Here is a 15787-nt window from a genome sequence, read left to right as displayed (position 1 = left end):
GAACTACCGTAAACGCGCACCCATGACGGGGACATGACGTCATCCCACCTTTCGCGTGTTCGGAGGAACGTAACGATGCGTCACCTTCACACCCGCACAACCCGCCGAAGAGTGGTCGGAGCGCTCACCGCAGGACTCCTGTGCGCGGCGGGACTCGCCGTGCCGGCCGTGGCGGCGCCCGCCGCCGAACCCGCCGCGCCCACCCTGGCCGACGGCCTCGCCCTCACCCCTCCGATGGGCTTCAACAACTGGAACTCCACGCACTGCCGTGCCGAGTTCAACGAGTCCATGGTCAAGGGAATCGCGGACATCTTCGTCGAGAAAGGCCTCAAGGACGCCGGATACCAGTACGTCAACCTCGACGACTGCTGGGCCCTGCCGACCCGGGACGCGGAGGGCAAACTCGTACCGGATCCGGCCCGCTTTCCCAACGGGATCAAAGCGGTCGCCGACTATGTGCACTCCAAGGGTCTCAAGCTCGGCATCTACACCAGCGCGGGCACCAAGACGTGCAACAGCGCCGGATTCCCGGGCGGGCTCGGTCACGAGTACAGCGACGCCCAGCAGTTCGCGGACTGGGGTGTGGACTACGTCAAGTACGACAACTGCAATAACCAAGGCGTGGACGCCAAGTTGCGTTACACGACCATGCGCGACGCCCTCAAAGCGACCGGTCGGCCGATCGTCTACAGCATCTGCGAATGGGGCCAGAACAAACCCTGGGAATGGGCGGCCGACGTGGGCCACTTGTGGCGCACGACCGGAGACATCAGCGACAACTGGGGCTCGATGCTGGGCATCCTGAAGAAGAACCTGCCGCTCGCGCCGTACGCCGGCCCCGGGCACTGGAACGACCCCGACATGCTGGAGGTCGGCAACGGCGGGATGACCGACACCGAGTACCGCTCCCACTTCTCGATGTGGTCGATCATGGCCGCCCCGCTCCTCATCGGCTCCGACCTGCGCAAGGCCTCCCAGGCGACCTTCGACATCCTCGACAACAAGGAGGTCGTGGCCGTCGACCAGGACCCGCTGGGCAAGCAGGGCACAGTCGTCTCGTCCGAGGGCGGACGCTGGGTCGTCGCCAAGGAGATGAAGGACGGCAGCCGCGCGGTGGCCCTCTTCAACGAGTCCGGCAGCGCCCAGCGCATCGCCACGACCGCCAAGGCCGTGGGCCTGCCCCACGCACCCGCCTACACCCAGCGCGACCTGTGGCAGCACAAGAGCTACAACACCGCCGGCACCATCTCGGCGACCGTCCCGGCACACGGAACGGTGCTCGTACGGGTCACCGCCGACCGCAAGTGGGCCACGCACCCGCCCGCCGTCGAACTCGGCCTGGACGGCAGCCCGTTGATCGAGGCGGGCAAACCGGCCACGCCGACCTCGACCGTCACCGATCTGGGCCGTACGCCCGCCCTGCACGTCTCGGCGAAGCTGACAGGGCCCGAGGGATGGACGGTGAAGGCGACTTCGCGGACCACCTCCGCCGTCGTACCGACAGGCCGCTCCCTGCGCACCAAGTGGTCGGTCACGGCACCGGCGGGCACGCCGACGGGGTCCTACGACCTGACCTTGAAGGCGAGTTACCGGTCGCCGACCGGTGTCCGCGTGGACAGCGCGGTCCCGCTGACCATGTCCGTGGTCGCACCACCGCCGTCGGGTACGTCAGGACTCGGTGACCTTCCCTGGCTGTCGGCGGCCAACGGCTACGGGCCGGTCGAGCGCAACACCAGCAACGGGGAGAGCGCCGCGGGCGACGGCCATCCGATCACTCTCGGTGGCGTGGTGTACGCCAAGGGGCTCGGTGTCCATGCGGAGAGCGCCGTCGAGTACTACACCGGCAAGGAGTGCGAGACGGTCACCGCGGACGTCGGCGTCGACGACGAGAAGGGCGCCAACGGGACCGTCGCCTTCGAGGTCTGGGCCGACGGCACCAAGGTCGCCTCGACCGGCGTCCTCACCAATGCGATGCCGGCCCAGCCACTCACCGCGGACGTGACCGGCGCCCAGGTGGTCCGCCTCGTCGTCACCGACGGCGGCGACGGCATCGACTCGGACCACGCGGACTGGGCGAACGCGCAGTTGACCTGCTGAGCCCGCCAAGGGCCCAGCAGGGGAACGTTCCTGCTGAGGGCTGTCAGACCGCGGCCGCGTCCGCCCGCTTGGCGAGCGCGGCCGCGGCCGCCCCGACCAGTCCGGCGTCCGTGCCCATCTGGGCCGGCGTGATCTCCAGACGCTGCACGAAGGACAGGGTCGCGTAGTCGCCCAGGGCCTTGCGCAGCGGCGTGAACAGAACGTCGCCCGCCTTGCCCACTCCCCCGCCGACCACCGCGATGTCGATCTCGACGAGCGTGGCGGTGGCCGCGATGCCGGCGGCCAGGGCCTGGGCGGCGCGCTCGAAGGAGGCCACGGCCACCGGGTCGCCCGTGCGGGCGGCGGCGGCCACCGCGGCGGCCGAGGTGTCGCCGTCGGGGCCGGGCTGCCAGCCGTTCTCCAGGGCGCGGCGGGCGATGTTCGGACCGCTCGCGATGCGCTCCACGCAGCCGCGCGAACCGCACGGGCACGGGTCGCCGTCGAGGTCCACGCTGATGTGGCCGATGTGGCCCGCGTTACCGGTGGGGCCGGGGTGCAGCTGACCGTTCAGGACCAGGCCGCCTCCGACGCCCGTGGAGACCACCATGCACAGCGCGTTGTCGTGGCCGCGGGCTGCGCCCTGCCAGTGCTCGGCCGCCGTGATCGCCACTCCGTCGCCGATCAGCTCGACGGGCAGGCCTCCGGCCGCGTCCTGGACCCGCCGCACCAGCGGGTAGTCGCGCCAGCCCGGCACGTTGACCGGGCTCACCGTGCCCGCGGAGGCGTCCACCGGGCCGGCGCTGCCGATACCGAGGGCGGTGGCGCGTCCCCAGAGGGGCGAGGCGGTGAGCTCGCCGAGGACCTCCTCGACGGCGCCCATCACCGTCTCGCCGTCCTGCTGCGCGGGCGTCGCGCGCTGAGCGCGCACCAGGATCTGGCCGTGGCCGTCCACCAGCGCCCCGGCGATCTTGGTGCCGCCGATGTCGAGCGCGCCCACGAGGTCGGTGTGCATCAGTGTCGGATCTCCCCGTCAACCGTCGGATCTCCGGTCGACCAGGGGAAGTTCCCCCTTCAACCATGGAGAAGAGTGAGCCGGTCTCGCGGTGGGGGCGGAGGCCGGAGATTGCGGTGGACAGTCTCTCGTGCATATGACAACGTTGTCCAGGCTCTATGCTCGACGCCACATCCTCATACAAACTCATGGTCGACGCATCCCCGTGGACGAGACAGGACAGGACAGCGCATCGTGCCCGAGACCGCTCGCCGAACAGACCCCCTCTCCGGAACGCGTTATGGCAACCGTCCGACCATGAAGGACGTCGCGGCGCGCGCCGGAGTCGGCCTGAAGACCGTCTCCCGCGTGGTCAACGGCGAGCCCGGCGTCACGCCGGAGACGGAGCGCCGCGTCCAGGAGGCGATCGACGCGCTCGGCTTCCGCCGCAACGACAGCGCGCGGGTCCTGCGCAAGGGCCGTACCGCCAGCATCGGCCTGGTCCTGGAGGACCTCGCCGACCCGTTCTACGGCCCCCTCAGCCGCGCGGTCGAGGAGGTGGCCCGCGCACACGGCGCCCTGCTGATCAACGGCTCCAGCGCGGAGGACCCCGACCGCGAGCAGGAGTTGGCGCTGGCCCTGTGCGCTCGGCGGGTGGACGGCCTGGTGATCATCCCGGCCGGTGACGACCACCGCTATCTGGAGCCCGAGCTCCGAGCGGGCGTCGCCACGGTGTTCGTCGACCGGCCCGCCGGGAAGATCGACGCCGATGTCGTCCTGTCCGACAACTACGGCGGCGCCCGCGACGGCGTCGCCCACCTCATCGCCCACGGCCACCGCCGGATCGGCTTCGTCGGCGACATGCCGCGCATCCACACGGCCGCCGAGCGGCTGCGCGGCTACCGGTCGGCCATGGAAGACGCGGGCATACCGGTCGAGGCCGCCTGGATGTCCCTCGGCGTCACGGACCCGCAGCGGGTGCGCCGGGCTGCCGAGGAGATGCTCTCCGGCCCCGATCCCGTCACCGCGATCTTCACGGGCAACAACCGGGTGACGGTCACCGTGGTCCGCGTCCTCGCCGAGCAGGCACGCCCGGTCGCCCTGGTCGGCTTCGACGACATCGAGCTCGCCGACCTGCTGAAGCCGGGCGTCACCGTCGTCGCCCAGGACTCGGCGGCACTCGGCCGCACCGCCGCCGACCGCCTCTTCCGCCAGCTGGACGGCACCCTGCTCACCCCAGAACGCATCGAGCTGCCGACCCGGTTGATCACCCGCGGCTCGGGTGAGCTGCCGCCGGCGGACTGAGCCGCCCGTGGAGAGCAACGCGGACCGCACCCTCGAGTCACTGGGCCTGGCCGAGGCTCCGCGCAACCACCCGCTGCTCTACCCGGGAGCCTGGCCCTCGGCATCCGGACTCCTCGACGGCGACCGGTTGTTGCCCCTGGACCGCCTGGTGCACGAGGACCGTGTCCCCGTCCTGGCGGTCGGCTCCAACGCCTGCCCGGGCCAACTGCACGACAAAATGGCCGAGTCCGGGATCACCTCGCCCATCCCGATGGTGCGCACCCGGGTCACCGGAATCGACGTGGGCGTCTCCGCGCACGTCAGCCGCCTGGGATACGTCTCCGCGTCACCGGTCGAAGCGCCCGGCACCGTACGGGAGTTGTTCGTCACCTGGCTCGACGCCGAGCAGCTCGCGGTGATCGACGCGAGCGAGGGCGTGCCGCTGCCGTACGGCAACTTCCGGCGCGCCTGGCTGCCGGCGCCGGAGGTCACCGTAGAGCTGGAGGACGGTACGCGGCTGCCCGGGGCGTACATCTACGTCAACCGACGCGGGATCCTGCGCAACGGCACGGGGTCACTGCGCAAGCCTGTCGGTCAGCGGGCGCTGCTCACCGAACTCCTCGTCGGATCGGCCCGGTTGAGGGAGCTGTTCGGGGCCACACCCGAGGAGTTCTGCGCGCGGGCGCGTGCCGACGCGGGGCTGTGCGAGCGGGGCACTCGGGTGTTCGCCGAGGAGAAACGGGTGACGGTGTCGGGGCTGGAACGGTACGTGGCGGACGCGTGAGCGTGACCCGCCGTACGACCGTGACCCGCGTACGACCGTGACCCGCGTACGACCGTGATCGCCGTACGACCGTGATCGCCGGTTGGGCGTGACCGCTGGATGAGCGTCAGCAGACCGGCAGTCCGGGGATCGGCTCGTCGTTGTCGCCGCCCTTGATGTAGACGTCGCTGACGTAGACGTTCGTGTTGCCGCTGTCGTCGTCCGTCTTCGCCCACCAGACGTTGGTCCACTGGCCGTATGTCTCGCGGCGGCCCAGGTTCTGCTGGCAGAAGAAGTAGTTGGTGCCCGCGTTGAGGACGCCGACCTCGGTGCCGGAGGCGGTGTAGGACTTGGCGGTGCGCCAGACCGTGCAGTTGTACTTGCCGCCGCCTGTGGCGGTGCAGGCCGGGGCCGGGGTGGTGCTGCCGCCGCCGGTCGTACCGCCGTCGCCGGATCCACCGCCGGTGGTGCCGCCTCCGGACGTGTCGCCCGAGGTCCCACCGCCCGTGGTCCCGCCGCCCGAGGAGTGCGCCGGGGAGGACGAGGAGGCTCGGCCCGTGGGCGTGGTCCCGCCCTTCTCGTCGGTCGTCCCCGTCGCGGTCGGGGTCTTCTTGGTTCTCTCGTCCGCGGGTTTGGGGTTGCTGGAGCGGTCGGCGTCGGTGCGGCCGGACGCGGAGGCGGAGGCCTGGGCGTCCGTACGTGACGAGGAGGGGTGCGCGTTCGCTTCCGTGTCCCCCGCGTTGTTCATCAGGGCGACGGTGCCGCCGGCCGCCGCGAGAACGGCGGTGACGGCCATGGCGGCGAGAAGGACACGTCCCTTGCGGCGGGGAGAAGCCGGTGCGGCGATGAACCCTGTGGCGGCCGAGTCACGGCCGGGTCCGACCGAGGGAGGCGGCCCGAAGCCCGGCGCCGCTGTCGCGGGGTGCTCCGAGGAGCACACGCCGTGCCCCGCCGCTCCGGCGGCCCCACTCCCGGGACCGAAGCCCTCCGCCCCGTGAGCGACCTGCTCCGAGGAACTGAATCCCGGTGTCCCGTGGCCCACTTGATCCGTTGAACCGGAACCTTGCCCCGCCTGCTCCGGGGAACCGAAGCCGCGCGCCCCTGAGCCGGCCGCCGGACCCGCAGGACCGAACCCCTGGTCCCCCGGCCCAGCTCGGTCCCCGAAACCGGAACCTTGCCCCGCCTGCCCGGTCTGATCCTTGGAACCGAACCCCTGATTCCCTGCTCCAGCCGGCCCCGGCGCCCCAGCCTCCTGCGCGCCCGGCGCCACACTCTCCGGCGGTCCGAAGCCCTGCCCCACAGACCCCATCGGCTCCGCAGGCCCGAAGCCCGGCGGCAGCGGCGGAACGCTGCGCTCCGTCTCCTCCCGCACCGGGGCAGGTGCGGGTGCGCCACGCAGGGTCGTCGTCGGTGTGTCCGTGCCGCCGCCGTTCACCACCGCCTGGAGCAGCTCGCGCGCCTGCTCGGCCTCGGGACGGGACTCGGGCCGCTTGTCCATCAGCCGGCGCAGGACAGGGGCGAGCGACCCGGCGTGGCGCGGTTCCGGGAGGGGTTCGGCGACGATCGCGGTGAGGGTGGAGTACGTCGACGTACGACGGAAGGGCGAGGAGCCCTCCACCGCCGCGTACAAGGTGGCGCCCAGGGCCCAGACGTCCGAGGCCGGGCCGGGGTCGGAGCCCTGCGCTCGCTCGGGGGCCAAGTAGTCGAGGGAGCCGACGAGTTCGCCACTGCGCGTGAGGTGGGTGGCCGAGCCGTCGCCCGGGTCCTCCATGGTGGCGATGCCGAAGTCGGTGAGGACGACGCGGCCCGAACGGTCGAGCAGGATGTTGCCGGGCTTCACGTCGCGGTGCAGGACGCCGGCCCGGTGGGCGGCGGCCAGCGCGTCCATGACCTTGGCACCGATCTCGGCCGCCTCGCGCGCGTCGAGGGTGCCGCGCTCACGCAGCACGTCGTCCAGGGACGGCCCGTCGACCAGCTCCATGACGATCAGGGGGCGGCCGTCGACCTCGGTCACGTCGTGCACCGCCACGACTCCGGGATGGCGCACCCGGGCCGCGGCGCGCGCCTCGCGCTGCATCCGCAGCCGCAGGTCGGCGAGTTCGGGCCCGTCGGCGTCGGTGTAGGTGCGCAGTTCCTTGACGGCGACCTCGCGGCCGAGGACCTCGTCCAGGGCTCTCCAGACGACGCCCATGCCGCCGCGCCCGAGCTGGGCCACGACGCGATAGCGGCCGGCCAGCAGCCGACCGGTCTCGTCGCCCTGGCCCTTTCCTGCCGAAGTCTCCCCCGAAGACACTGCCTGCCCCGTTCCTGTGACACGTCAATGCGTGCCGTACAGACTACGGGGCGGTGGTGACAACGCCAGCCGTCGGTGACGGCTGTGACAGGCCCGCTACTTGACGGAGACGGTGAGGTCGCCGCGTCGCGGTGCCGCGAAGCCCTCCAGGTCGGCCCGGGTCAGACCGGTCACCCGGGCGACCTCGGCGATGTCCAGGGCACCGCAGTCCAGGCCGCGCAGCAGGTAGCCGCTGAGGGCCTTGGCGGTGGCGGGCTCGTCCATGACGTCGCCGCCGGCCCGGTTGGCGTACCGGGCGAGACGGGCGGCGGCCTGCTCGAAGCCCTCGCGGTAGAAGGCGAAGACGGCCGCGTACCGGGTGGGGATGTGGCCGGGGTGCATGTCCCAGCCCTGGTAGTAGGCGCGGGAGAGCGCCCGGCGGGTGAGGCCGTAGTGCAGGCGCCACGCGTCGTGGACCTTCTCCGTCGGCCCCACCGGCAGGACATTGGTCGACCCGTCCGACACCCGCACCCCCGTCCCCGCCGCCGCGACCTGCATGATCGCCTTGGCGTGGTCGGCGGCCGGGTGGTCGCTGGCCTGGTAGGCGGCCGAGACGCCGAGGCAGGCGCTGTAGTCGAAGGTGCCGTAGTGCAGTCCGGTGGCGCGGCCCTCGGCGGCCTGGATCATGCGGGCGACGGTAGCGGTGCCGTCGGTGGCGAGGATGGACTGGCTGGTCTCGATCTGGATCTCGAAGCCGATCCGGCCGGGCTCGAGGCCGCGCGCCTTCTCGAACTCCTCCAGCAGCCGCACCATGGCGGTGACCTGTTCGGCGTACGTCACCTTGGGCAGCGTCAGAACCAGCCCGTCGGGCAGGCCGCCGGCCTCCATCAGGCCGCTGAGGAAGATGTCGAGGGTGCGGATGCCCCGGTCGCGTACCGGTGCCTCCATGCACTTCATACGGATGCCCATGTACGGGGCCGCCGTCCCCTTCTCGTAGGCCTCGGCGATCAGCCGGGCCGCGCGGGCCGCCGCCTCGTCCTCCTCGGCGTCCGGGCGGGGGCCGTAGCCGTCCTCGAAGTCGACGCGCAGGTCCTCGATGGGCTCGCTCTCCAACTTGGCGCGCACGCGCGCGTAGACGGGCTCGGCGAGCTCGTCGGACAGGCCGAGGACGGCGGCGAAGGAGGCGGCGTCCGGGGCGTGTTCGTCGAGGGCCGCGAGGGCCCTGTCGCCCCAGGAGCGGACGGTGTCGGCCGCGAAGACGTCACCGGGGACGTAGACCGTGTGGACGGGCTGGCGGGTGCCGGGGTCCCCGGGGTAGCGGCGCTCCAGTTCGGCGTCGACCGGGGCGAGGGAAGCGCTGATCTCCTCGCTGATCGCACCCGCGAGGCTCGTCGCCACCTTCTCCTGCTTGCCCTGACCCATCCCACACCCTCCTGTTTTCCGCTCTGCGGAATCAATAATCCGTAGAATGAAGTTATCTGCGGTCTTCCCACTGGTCAACACCCCCTTCATCCTGACTCGTGAGGGGAGGGGGAACACATGTCGAACTCCAAGAGCCTGACGCGTCGCATGGGACTCAGGACCGTGGCGGCCGCCGCACTGACCGTGCCCCTGTCGAGCATGGCATCCGTCTCCACGGCCGAACCCCAGGGCCATCTGGAGGTGATGACCTTCAACCTGCGTTTCGCGAGCACCGCCGAACCCAACAGCTGGGCCGACCGCCGCCCCGTGATGCGCGCGCTGTTACGCCGGGCGGCGCCCACCGTCATCGGCACCCAGGAGGGCGTCTACCAGCAGTTGCTCGACATCCAGTCCGACCTCGCACCGCACTACGAGTGGATCGGCACCGGCCGCAAGCGCGGCAGCCACGACGAGTCGATGGCCATCTTCTACGACACCCGCCGCGTAGCCCCGGCCGAGTACGAGCACTTCTGGCTCTCCGACACCCCCGAGTTGATCGGGTCGAACACCTGGGGCGGAAGATTCAGCCGGATGGTCACCTGGATCCGCTTCCGTGACCTCCACAACGACGGACGGGAGCTCTACGTCCTCAACACCCACCTCGACCACGCGAGCCAGTACGCCCGCGCCCGCAGCGCCTCGCTCATCGCCGAGCGGATCGCCGGTCTCGACCGCTCCCTGCCGCTGGTGGTGACCGGAGACTTCAATGTCGCGGCCCACGAGAACCCGGTCTACTACTCGATGCTCGGCGGCGGCCTGGTCGACGCCTGGGACGCGGCCGCCGAACGCAGCACGCTGTACGGGACGTTCCACGGCTACCAGCCACTGACTCCGAACGGCGACCGCATCGACTGGATCCTGGTCACGCCCGGTGTCACGGTGCATCGGGCCACGATCGACACCTTCTCCGTGAACGGGCAGTTCCCGAGCGACCACCTGCCGGTGCGGGTCTCGCTGGGCCTGGCATGAGCCGAGGCCCCCACGACTGTTCGTGCAGTCGCGGGGGCCTCGGCCGGCCTGCGGGTGATCAGCCCTTGCGGGTGTTGATCTCCTCGGTGAGCTGGGGGACGACGTCGAAGAGGTCGCCGACGACGCCGTAGTCGACGAGGTCGAAGATGGGGGCTTCGGCGTCCTTGTTGACGGCGACGATGGTCTTGGAGGTCTGCATGCCGGCCCGGTGCTGGATGGCGCCGGAGATGCCGTTGGCGATGTACAGCTGCGGCGAGACACTCTTGCCGGTCTGGCCGACCTGGTTGGTGTGCGGGTACCAGCCCGCGTCCACCGCCGCCCGCGAGGCGCCGACGGCGGCACCCAGGGAGTCGGCGAGGGCCTCGATGAGGGGGAAGTTCTCGGCGCCGTTGACGCCGCGGCCGCCGGAGACCACGATCGCGGCCTCGGTCAGCTCCGGCCGTCCGGTCGACTCGCGCGGGGTGCGTGCGGTGACCTTGGTGCCGGTGGCCTGCCCGGTGAAGGCGACGGTCAGGGTCTCGACGGTGCCGGCGGCCGGGGCGGGCTCGACGGCGGCGGAGTTGGGCTTGACGGTGATGACCGGGGTGCCCTTGATGACACGGGTCTTGGTGGTGAAGGAGGCGGCGAACACCGACTGGGTGGCCACCGGGCCCTCCTCGGACGCCTCGAGGTCGGTGGCGTCGGTGATGATGCCCGCACCGATGCGCAGCGCGAGGCGGGCGGCGATCTCCTTGCCCTCGGCGGAGGAGGGCACCAGCACGGCGGCCGGGGAGACGGCGGCGACCGCGGCCTGCAGCGCGTCGACCTTCGGCACGACCAGGTAGTCGGCGTACTCGGCGGCCTCGTGGGTGAGGACCTTGACGGCGCCGTGCTCGGCGAGCGCGGCGGCGGTGTCGGCGGCACCCGCGCCGAGCGCGACGGCGACCGGCTCGCCGATGCGGCGGGCCAGGGTCAGCAGCTCCAGGGTGGGCTTGCGGACGGCACCGTCCACGTGATCGACGTAGACGAGAACTTCAGCCATGGGAACGAAACTCCTTGCGGATGTGCGAAGTCTGAGGGGAAGTGAGGGAGGTGAGCCGCAAGCGGGCCAGAGACCCTTAGATGAACTTCTGGCTCGCGAGGAACTCGGCGAGCTGCTTGCCGCCCTCGCCCTCGTCCTTGACGATCGTGCCCGCGGTACGGGCCGGACGCTCGGTGGCGGAATCGACCTTGCTCCAGGCACCCGCCAGGCCGACCTCGTCGGCGTCGATCTCCAGATCCGACAGGTCCCAGGCCTGAACCGGCTTCTTCTTCGCCGCCATGATGCCCTTGAACGACGGGTAGCGGGCCTCACCCGACTGGTCGGTCACCGACACCACCGCCGGCAGCGAAGCCTCCAGCCGCTCGGACGCGGCGTCCCCGTCCCGGCGGCCCTTCACGACCCCGTCCGCGACCGTCACCTCGGACAGCTGGGTCACCTGCGCCACGCCCAGCCGCTCGGCGAGCAGCGCGGGCACGATGCCCGCGGTGCCGTCGGTGGACGCCATCCCGGAGACCACCAGGTCGAAGCCGGCCTTCTCGATCGCCTTCGCCAACACCAGCGAGGTACCGATCGCATCGGTGCCGTGCAGGTCGTCGTCCTCCACGTGGATGGCCTTGTCCGCGCCCATCGACAGCGCCTTGCGCAGCGCGTCCTTGGCATCCTCCGGACCCACCGTCAAAACGGTGATCTCCACGTCGTCGTCGGAGTTCTCGGAGATCTGCAGCGCCTGCTCGACCGCGTACTCGTCCAGCTCGGAGAGCAGACCGTCCACGTCGTCCCGGTCGACGGTCAGGTCATCGGCGAAGTGCCGATCGCCAGTGGCGTCGGGCACGTACTTCACAGTGACAACGATCCTCAAGCTCACGCCGGCTCTCCTACTGCAATCGTCTTTTCGGTGCTGCCTACTTTCAAGCAGCATAGGCGCCTCAAGCGGCCGATCCCGATCGGGGCGACCCGCGCTCCGAGCGAAATATTACTCGTCAGTACACCCAGTTCGTTCCCGCTAAGCAAGCGCTTTGAACTGTGACCTTTGCAACGCAGCGTAATCGGAACTCGACCGCTTCGCAGAGGCAGACCACCGACGATCAGTCACGCAGGCCGCTGAACCGCCCCTGGTGGTAGAGGAGCGGGCGCCCGGGACCCGCGGGGTCGCCGAGGACGACCTCGGCCAGCACGATGCGGTGGTCTCCGGCGGGAACGCGGGCGACGACCCGGCACACCAGCCAGGCGAGGACGTCGTCGAGGACGGGGACACCTTCGGGCCCCTCGCGCCAGGCGGTGGGCGCGCCGAAGCGGTCGGCGCCGCTCTTGGCGAAGGTGGCCGCCAACTCCTGCTGATGGTCCCCGAGTATGTGGACGCCGATGTGCTCGCTCGCCGATATCGCCGGCCAGCTGGAGGCGCCGGTGCCTATGCCGAAGGAGAGCAGCGGGGGTTCGGCGGAGACCGAGGTGAGCGAAGTCGCGGTGAAGCCGACCGGGCCGGCGTCGCCGCGCGCGGTGATCACGGCGACTCCTGCCGCATGCCGCCGGAAGACGGAGCGCAGGAGATCGGGAGAGGCGAGCTGAGGGGTACGGGTGCCGAGGTCGGGCGTGGCCGTCATGGAGTTGTCCTTCTGGGGTGGGGACGAGCGGGATCCGTAGCTGCTCAACAGCTCGGACAGCGCGCGCTCGCGGTGCGGGCGAGGTCGACGTGGACCCGTCCGAAGAGAAGGAGTTCCGTAGGCATACGGTCAGGCTGACGATAGGTGGTACGCGCAGTCAAGTACGTTCCGGCATATGGGAGATGCCTCACCGTTCGCGGCACAGCCGTCAAACCGCCTCCCCCAGCGCCGCGATGACGTCGGCCTTGCGCGGCTGCCCGGTGGCGCGTCGTACGACCCGGCCGTCGGCGTCGAGGACCAGCACGGTCGGGGTCTTGAGGATGTCGAGTTCGCGTACGAGGTCCAGGTGATCCTCCGCGTCGATCTCGACATGGGTCACGCCAGGGACCATGTCGGCCACTTCGCCGAGGACACGCCGGGTGGCCCGGCAGGGCGCGCAGAAGGCGCTGGAGAACTGCAGGAGCGTGGCGCGCTCGCCGAGTTCCTCGCCCAACTCGGCCGCCCCGAGCCGCTTTCCGCCGTCGCGCCCGCGCACGCGTACCCTCCCGCTTCGCTGCCGATGAAGCACTCCGTAGGCGCTCGCCACCGCGAGCACCACCGCGCACACCACAAGTCCGGTCATCACCTGCACAAGCATTCACGAGACTGCAAAGATTCCCGGCTCCCCAGATCATTTCCGTGCGGAATGCTTGGTTCATGGACATCGATGTGAGGGGGCCCCGCTTCGGGGCTGCCGTAACGACCGTCGTTCTGGCGGTCGTGCTGATCACCGGGAACGCCTGGCTGCTGGCCTGGCAGACGCTGGCGTTCGCGCTGGGCGCGGCAGGCGGGGTGGGCCGTTCACCGTACGGCTGGCTGTTCCGCAAGGCCGTGCGTCCCCGGCTCGGACCGCCGACCGCGTTCGAGTCGCCGGAGCCGCCGCGGTTCGCCCAGGCGGTGGGACTGCTCTTCGCCGGTGTGGGGTTGGTCGGTTTCGCGCTGGGTCCGACATGGCTGGGGCTCACGGCGACCGGGGCCGCGCTCGCCGCCGCGTTTCTCAATGCCGCTTTCGGGTACTGCCTCGGGTGCGAGATGTACCTGGTCGTGCGCCGGGTGACGGTCCGTACGGAGTAAAGGCAGGCTAAAAGTCCGAGGTGGAACTAGTTACGGACGTGACGAGAATCTCGCCGTTCTGCGGCACCAGGACTGGCCACTCGTTCGTTCTTCGGGCACGATCTGCGCAATGCCGTAAACCTACGGCTGCGTAACTTCCCGCCGGGAGAACCCTTCCTCGGCAGAGAGAAGGGTCCACCCCGTCCATGGCTGAGCTTGTCTACCGTCCCGTCGTCGGTCTCGCCCAAACGTTGTTCAAGGCCTGGGACCTCAAGATCGACTGCAAGGGATCGGAGAACATTCCGCGCTCGGGCGGCGCCGTGCTGGTGAGCAATCACATCAGCTATCTGGACTTCATCTTCGACGGTCTGGCCGCCCTGCCGCAGAAGCGTCTGGTGCGCTTCATGGCGAAGGAGTCCGTGTTCCGGCACAAGATCTCCGGCCCCCTGATGCGCGGCATGAAGCACATCCCGGTGGACCGCAAGCAGGGTGAGACGGCGTACCAGCACGCGCTGGACTCGCTGCGCTCCGGCGAGATCGTCGGCGTCTTCCCCGAGGCGACCATCTCGCAGTCCTTCACCCTGAAGAGCTTCAAGTCGGGTGCCGCGCGCATGGCCCAGGAGGCCGGCGTCCCGCTCATCCCGATGGCTCTGTGGGGCACTCAGCGACTGTGGACCAAGGGCCACCCGAAGAACTTCAAGCGCAGCCACACCCCGATCACCATCCGGGTCGGCGAGCCGGTCGAGGCCCCCCAGGACCAGTACGCGGGCGCCATCACCCGGCGTCTGCGCGAGCGCGTCCAGGAGCTTCTGGAGGCCGCACAGCGCGCCTATCCCGTACGGCCCAAGGGTCCGGACGACACCTGGTGGATGCCCGCCCACCTCGGCGGCACGGCGCCGACCCCCGAAGAAGTGAAGGCGTCCGAGGCCCGCTGAATCGTCACTCCGGGGCGTGGACGGTGATCCGTGCCCCGGGGCTGAACTTCTCCAGCAGGTCGGCGAGTTCGGCCCCCGCCTGCTCGACCTCGGCGACAGGCATCGGTGCCAGGCTCTCCAGCAGGAAGATGCCCGAGCTCGTCTCCTCGGTGAGGCGGGTGCGCGGGCCCTGGCGCCAGTTCCAGCGGCGGCAGGTCACGCCCGTCTCGTCGCGCCACACCACCTCGCCCGCGTCGGGGTGTTCGACGACCTCCTCGCCGCCGGCCACGGTCAAGAATTCCTCGTCTCCGGTGGCCCGTACGAGCCGCATGCCGCCCTGGATGTGGTCGACGTCCTCGCCCCCGACGGGGATCAGGTGGGCGACGCTGATGGCGTTGTAGAGGTCGACGAGCAGGTTGATGCGGGGCAGCCCGGAGGGCGACAGGGCTCTCTTCGCCAGCGCCTCGGCCGAGTTGCGGGTGCGGGACGGCTTCGAGCCGAACGCCGTGTACATCTCGCGCCACGCGGCCATGTGCGGGTCCTCGTGCGGAGCACGCCCGTCCAGGCGTACGGCGAGACGGCCGGCCGCGTCGTCCAGCAGCGCCGAACTCTCCTGCGTGCTGGGCCCGTTGACCAGGCCGTGCGCCTCGATCGCGACGTGGGTGAAGCCGGGCGCCAGGGAGCGCACCTCGTCGGACACGGTCAGCGTGAAGGTCATGGTCGCCTTGCCTCAGAGTGCGGTGGGGAGCGTCTTCCAGAGATACGGCCGGTCGGGGGCGGCCTTGAGGGCGCCGAGCACCGCCGGGTGTGGTTCAGCGTACAGGACCGGATAGTCCACCTCACTGGACTCCGGATCGGCGATCCAGGCCAACTGTTCGCCGTCGAGGGAGAACTGGGCGTCCACGCCCGGCTTGTTGCCGCGCGGATCCTGCCGGTGCCAGGCGCCGTTGAACCGGACGGCAACGAGGCCGTGCACGGCATGACCGTCGCCGTCGTCGTGCGCCAGCCGCTGGTAACAGAGGGCCGTGGGGATGTCCTCGGCCCTGAGCAGGGCGGCGAGAGCATGCGCTTTGGCGTAGCAGATTCCTGTGCCCCGCTCCAGGACGTCGGAGGCGCGCCAGGTGACGCGCATGTCGCCCGAGTCCTGCGAGTGCGGGATGGTGTCGCGCACGAACTCGAACGCCAGCCGCGCATAGGCATACGAGTCCTCTGCCTGTTTCACGAGCCGCGAGGACGCCGCCCGGACGAGGGGGTGGTCATGGTCGATGACCTCGTCGGCAGCCAAGTAGGCGGACAGGTCAGGGGTGTTCTGGATCAGCTCCATGCCTGCAGAGCATAGGAAT

15 protein-coding genes are annotated in these 15787 nt (G+C 70.5%); 6 read left to right on the top strand and 9 right to left on the bottom strand.

The features are described 5' to 3' along the window. Positions 1 to 75 precede the first annotated feature (75 nt). A complete protein-coding gene (locus tag OG303_RS44050; protein ID WP_405875555.1) occupies positions 76 to 2097 on the top strand; it encodes an NPCBM/NEW2 domain-containing protein in 2022 nt (673 codons plus the stop codon). Positions 2098 to 2140: 43 nt separating this feature from the next. On the opposite strand, the gene OG303_RS44045 is transcribed toward OG303_RS44050, so the two are convergent. Further along, the gene (locus OG303_RS44045) at positions 2141 to 3088 is read right to left on the bottom strand and encodes an ROK family protein (protein ID WP_405875554.1); all 948 of its coding nucleotides are present in this window, start codon (positions 3086 to 3088) and stop codon (positions 2141 to 2143) included. Positions 3089 to 3322: 234 nt separating this feature from the next. Between OG303_RS44045 and OG303_RS44040 the strand changes: the two genes are divergently transcribed. Continuing rightward, positions 3323 to 4372 carry a LacI family DNA-binding transcriptional regulator gene (locus OG303_RS44040; RefSeq protein WP_405875552.1) on the top strand — a complete coding sequence of 350 codons (1050 nt, stop codon included), beginning with the start codon at positions 3323 to 3325 and terminating at the stop codon, positions 4370 to 4372. A gap of 7 nt (positions 4373 to 4379) precedes the next feature. Next, positions 4380 to 5135, top strand: a complete 756-nt coding sequence (locus tag OG303_RS44035; RefSeq protein ID WP_405875551.1) for a hypothetical protein — start codon at positions 4380 to 4382, stop codon at positions 5133 to 5135. Between the two features lie 106 nt (positions 5136 to 5241). Here the strand turns inward: OG303_RS44035 and OG303_RS44030 are convergent, their stop codons facing one another. Together OG303_RS44030 and OG303_RS44025 are read right to left on the bottom strand one after the other, a co-directional pair. Then, complete coding sequence (locus tag OG303_RS44030) at positions 5242 to 7407, bottom strand: serine/threonine-protein kinase (RefSeq protein ID WP_405875550.1); 2166 nt, start codon at positions 7405 to 7407, stop codon at positions 5242 to 5244. A 96-nt stretch (positions 7408 to 7503) separates the two neighbouring features. Next, positions 7504 to 8808, bottom strand: coding sequence for a DUF6986 family protein (locus tag OG303_RS44025; RefSeq protein WP_405875548.1), 1305 nt, complete (start codon positions 8806 to 8808; stop codon positions 7504 to 7506). A gap of 117 nt (positions 8809 to 8925) precedes the next feature. Between OG303_RS44025 and OG303_RS44020 the strand changes: the two genes are divergently transcribed. After that, complete coding sequence (locus OG303_RS44020) at positions 8926 to 9816, top strand: endonuclease/exonuclease/phosphatase family protein (protein WP_405875547.1); 891 nt, start codon at positions 8926 to 8928, stop codon at positions 9814 to 9816. A 58-nt stretch (positions 9817 to 9874) separates the two neighbouring features. Here OG303_RS44020 and OG303_RS44015 read toward each other — a convergent pair whose 3' ends face one another. The 4 genes from OG303_RS44015 to OG303_RS44000 form a co-directional block, all read right to left on the bottom strand. Next, positions 9875 to 10837, bottom strand: a complete 963-nt coding sequence (locus tag OG303_RS44015; RefSeq protein ID WP_405875546.1) for an electron transfer flavoprotein subunit alpha/FixB family protein — start codon at positions 10835 to 10837, stop codon at positions 9875 to 9877. Between the two features lie 76 nt (positions 10838 to 10913). Then, entirely contained in the window at positions 10914 to 11702 is a 789-nt protein-coding gene (locus OG303_RS44010; RefSeq protein ID WP_405875544.1) for an electron transfer flavoprotein subunit beta/FixA family protein, read from the bottom strand. 220 nt (positions 11703 to 11922) lie between these two features. Beyond that, on the bottom strand, positions 11923 to 12438 hold the full coding sequence (locus OG303_RS44005) for a flavin reductase family protein (RefSeq protein ID WP_405875542.1): 516 nt from the start codon (positions 12436 to 12438) through the stop codon (positions 11923 to 11925). Between the two features lie 208 nt (positions 12439 to 12646). After that, on the bottom strand, positions 12647 to 13060 hold the full coding sequence (locus OG303_RS44000; RefSeq protein WP_405877772.1) for a TlpA family protein disulfide reductase: 414 nt from the start codon (positions 13058 to 13060) through the stop codon (positions 12647 to 12649). 74 nt (positions 13061 to 13134) lie between these two features. Here OG303_RS44000 and OG303_RS43995 point away from each other — a divergent pair, with 74 nt between their 5' ends. Together OG303_RS43995 and OG303_RS43990 are read left to right on the top strand one after the other, a co-directional pair. Further along, positions 13135 to 13551: a DUF4395 domain-containing protein gene (locus OG303_RS43995; protein ID WP_405875541.1), complete on the top strand. Its 417-nt coding sequence runs from the start codon at positions 13135 to 13137 to the stop codon at positions 13549 to 13551. Positions 13552 to 13736: 185 nt separating this feature from the next. After that, on the top strand, positions 13737 to 14465 hold the full coding sequence (locus tag OG303_RS43990; RefSeq protein ID WP_405875540.1) for a lysophospholipid acyltransferase family protein: 729 nt from the start codon (positions 13737 to 13739) through the stop codon (positions 14463 to 14465). Between the two features lie 4 nt (positions 14466 to 14469). On the opposite strand, the gene OG303_RS43985 is transcribed toward OG303_RS43990, so the two are convergent. Both OG303_RS43985 and OG303_RS43980 read right to left on the bottom strand, forming a co-directional pair. Beyond that, positions 14470 to 15162, bottom strand: coding sequence for a B3/4 domain-containing protein (locus OG303_RS43985; RefSeq protein ID WP_405875538.1), 693 nt, complete (start codon positions 15160 to 15162; stop codon positions 14470 to 14472). A gap of 12 nt (positions 15163 to 15174) precedes the next feature. After that, complete coding sequence (locus OG303_RS43980; protein ID WP_405875537.1) at positions 15175 to 15768, bottom strand: transglutaminase domain-containing protein; 594 nt, start codon at positions 15766 to 15768, stop codon at positions 15175 to 15177. Positions 15769 to 15787: the final 19 nt, after the last annotated feature.

The organism is Streptomyces sp. NBC_00005, from assembly GCF_045160215.1.
Taxonomy (GTDB): domain Bacteria; phylum Actinomycetota; class Actinomycetes; order Streptomycetales; family Streptomycetaceae; genus Streptomyces.
This window is presented reverse-complemented; position numbering and strand designations above follow the sequence as displayed.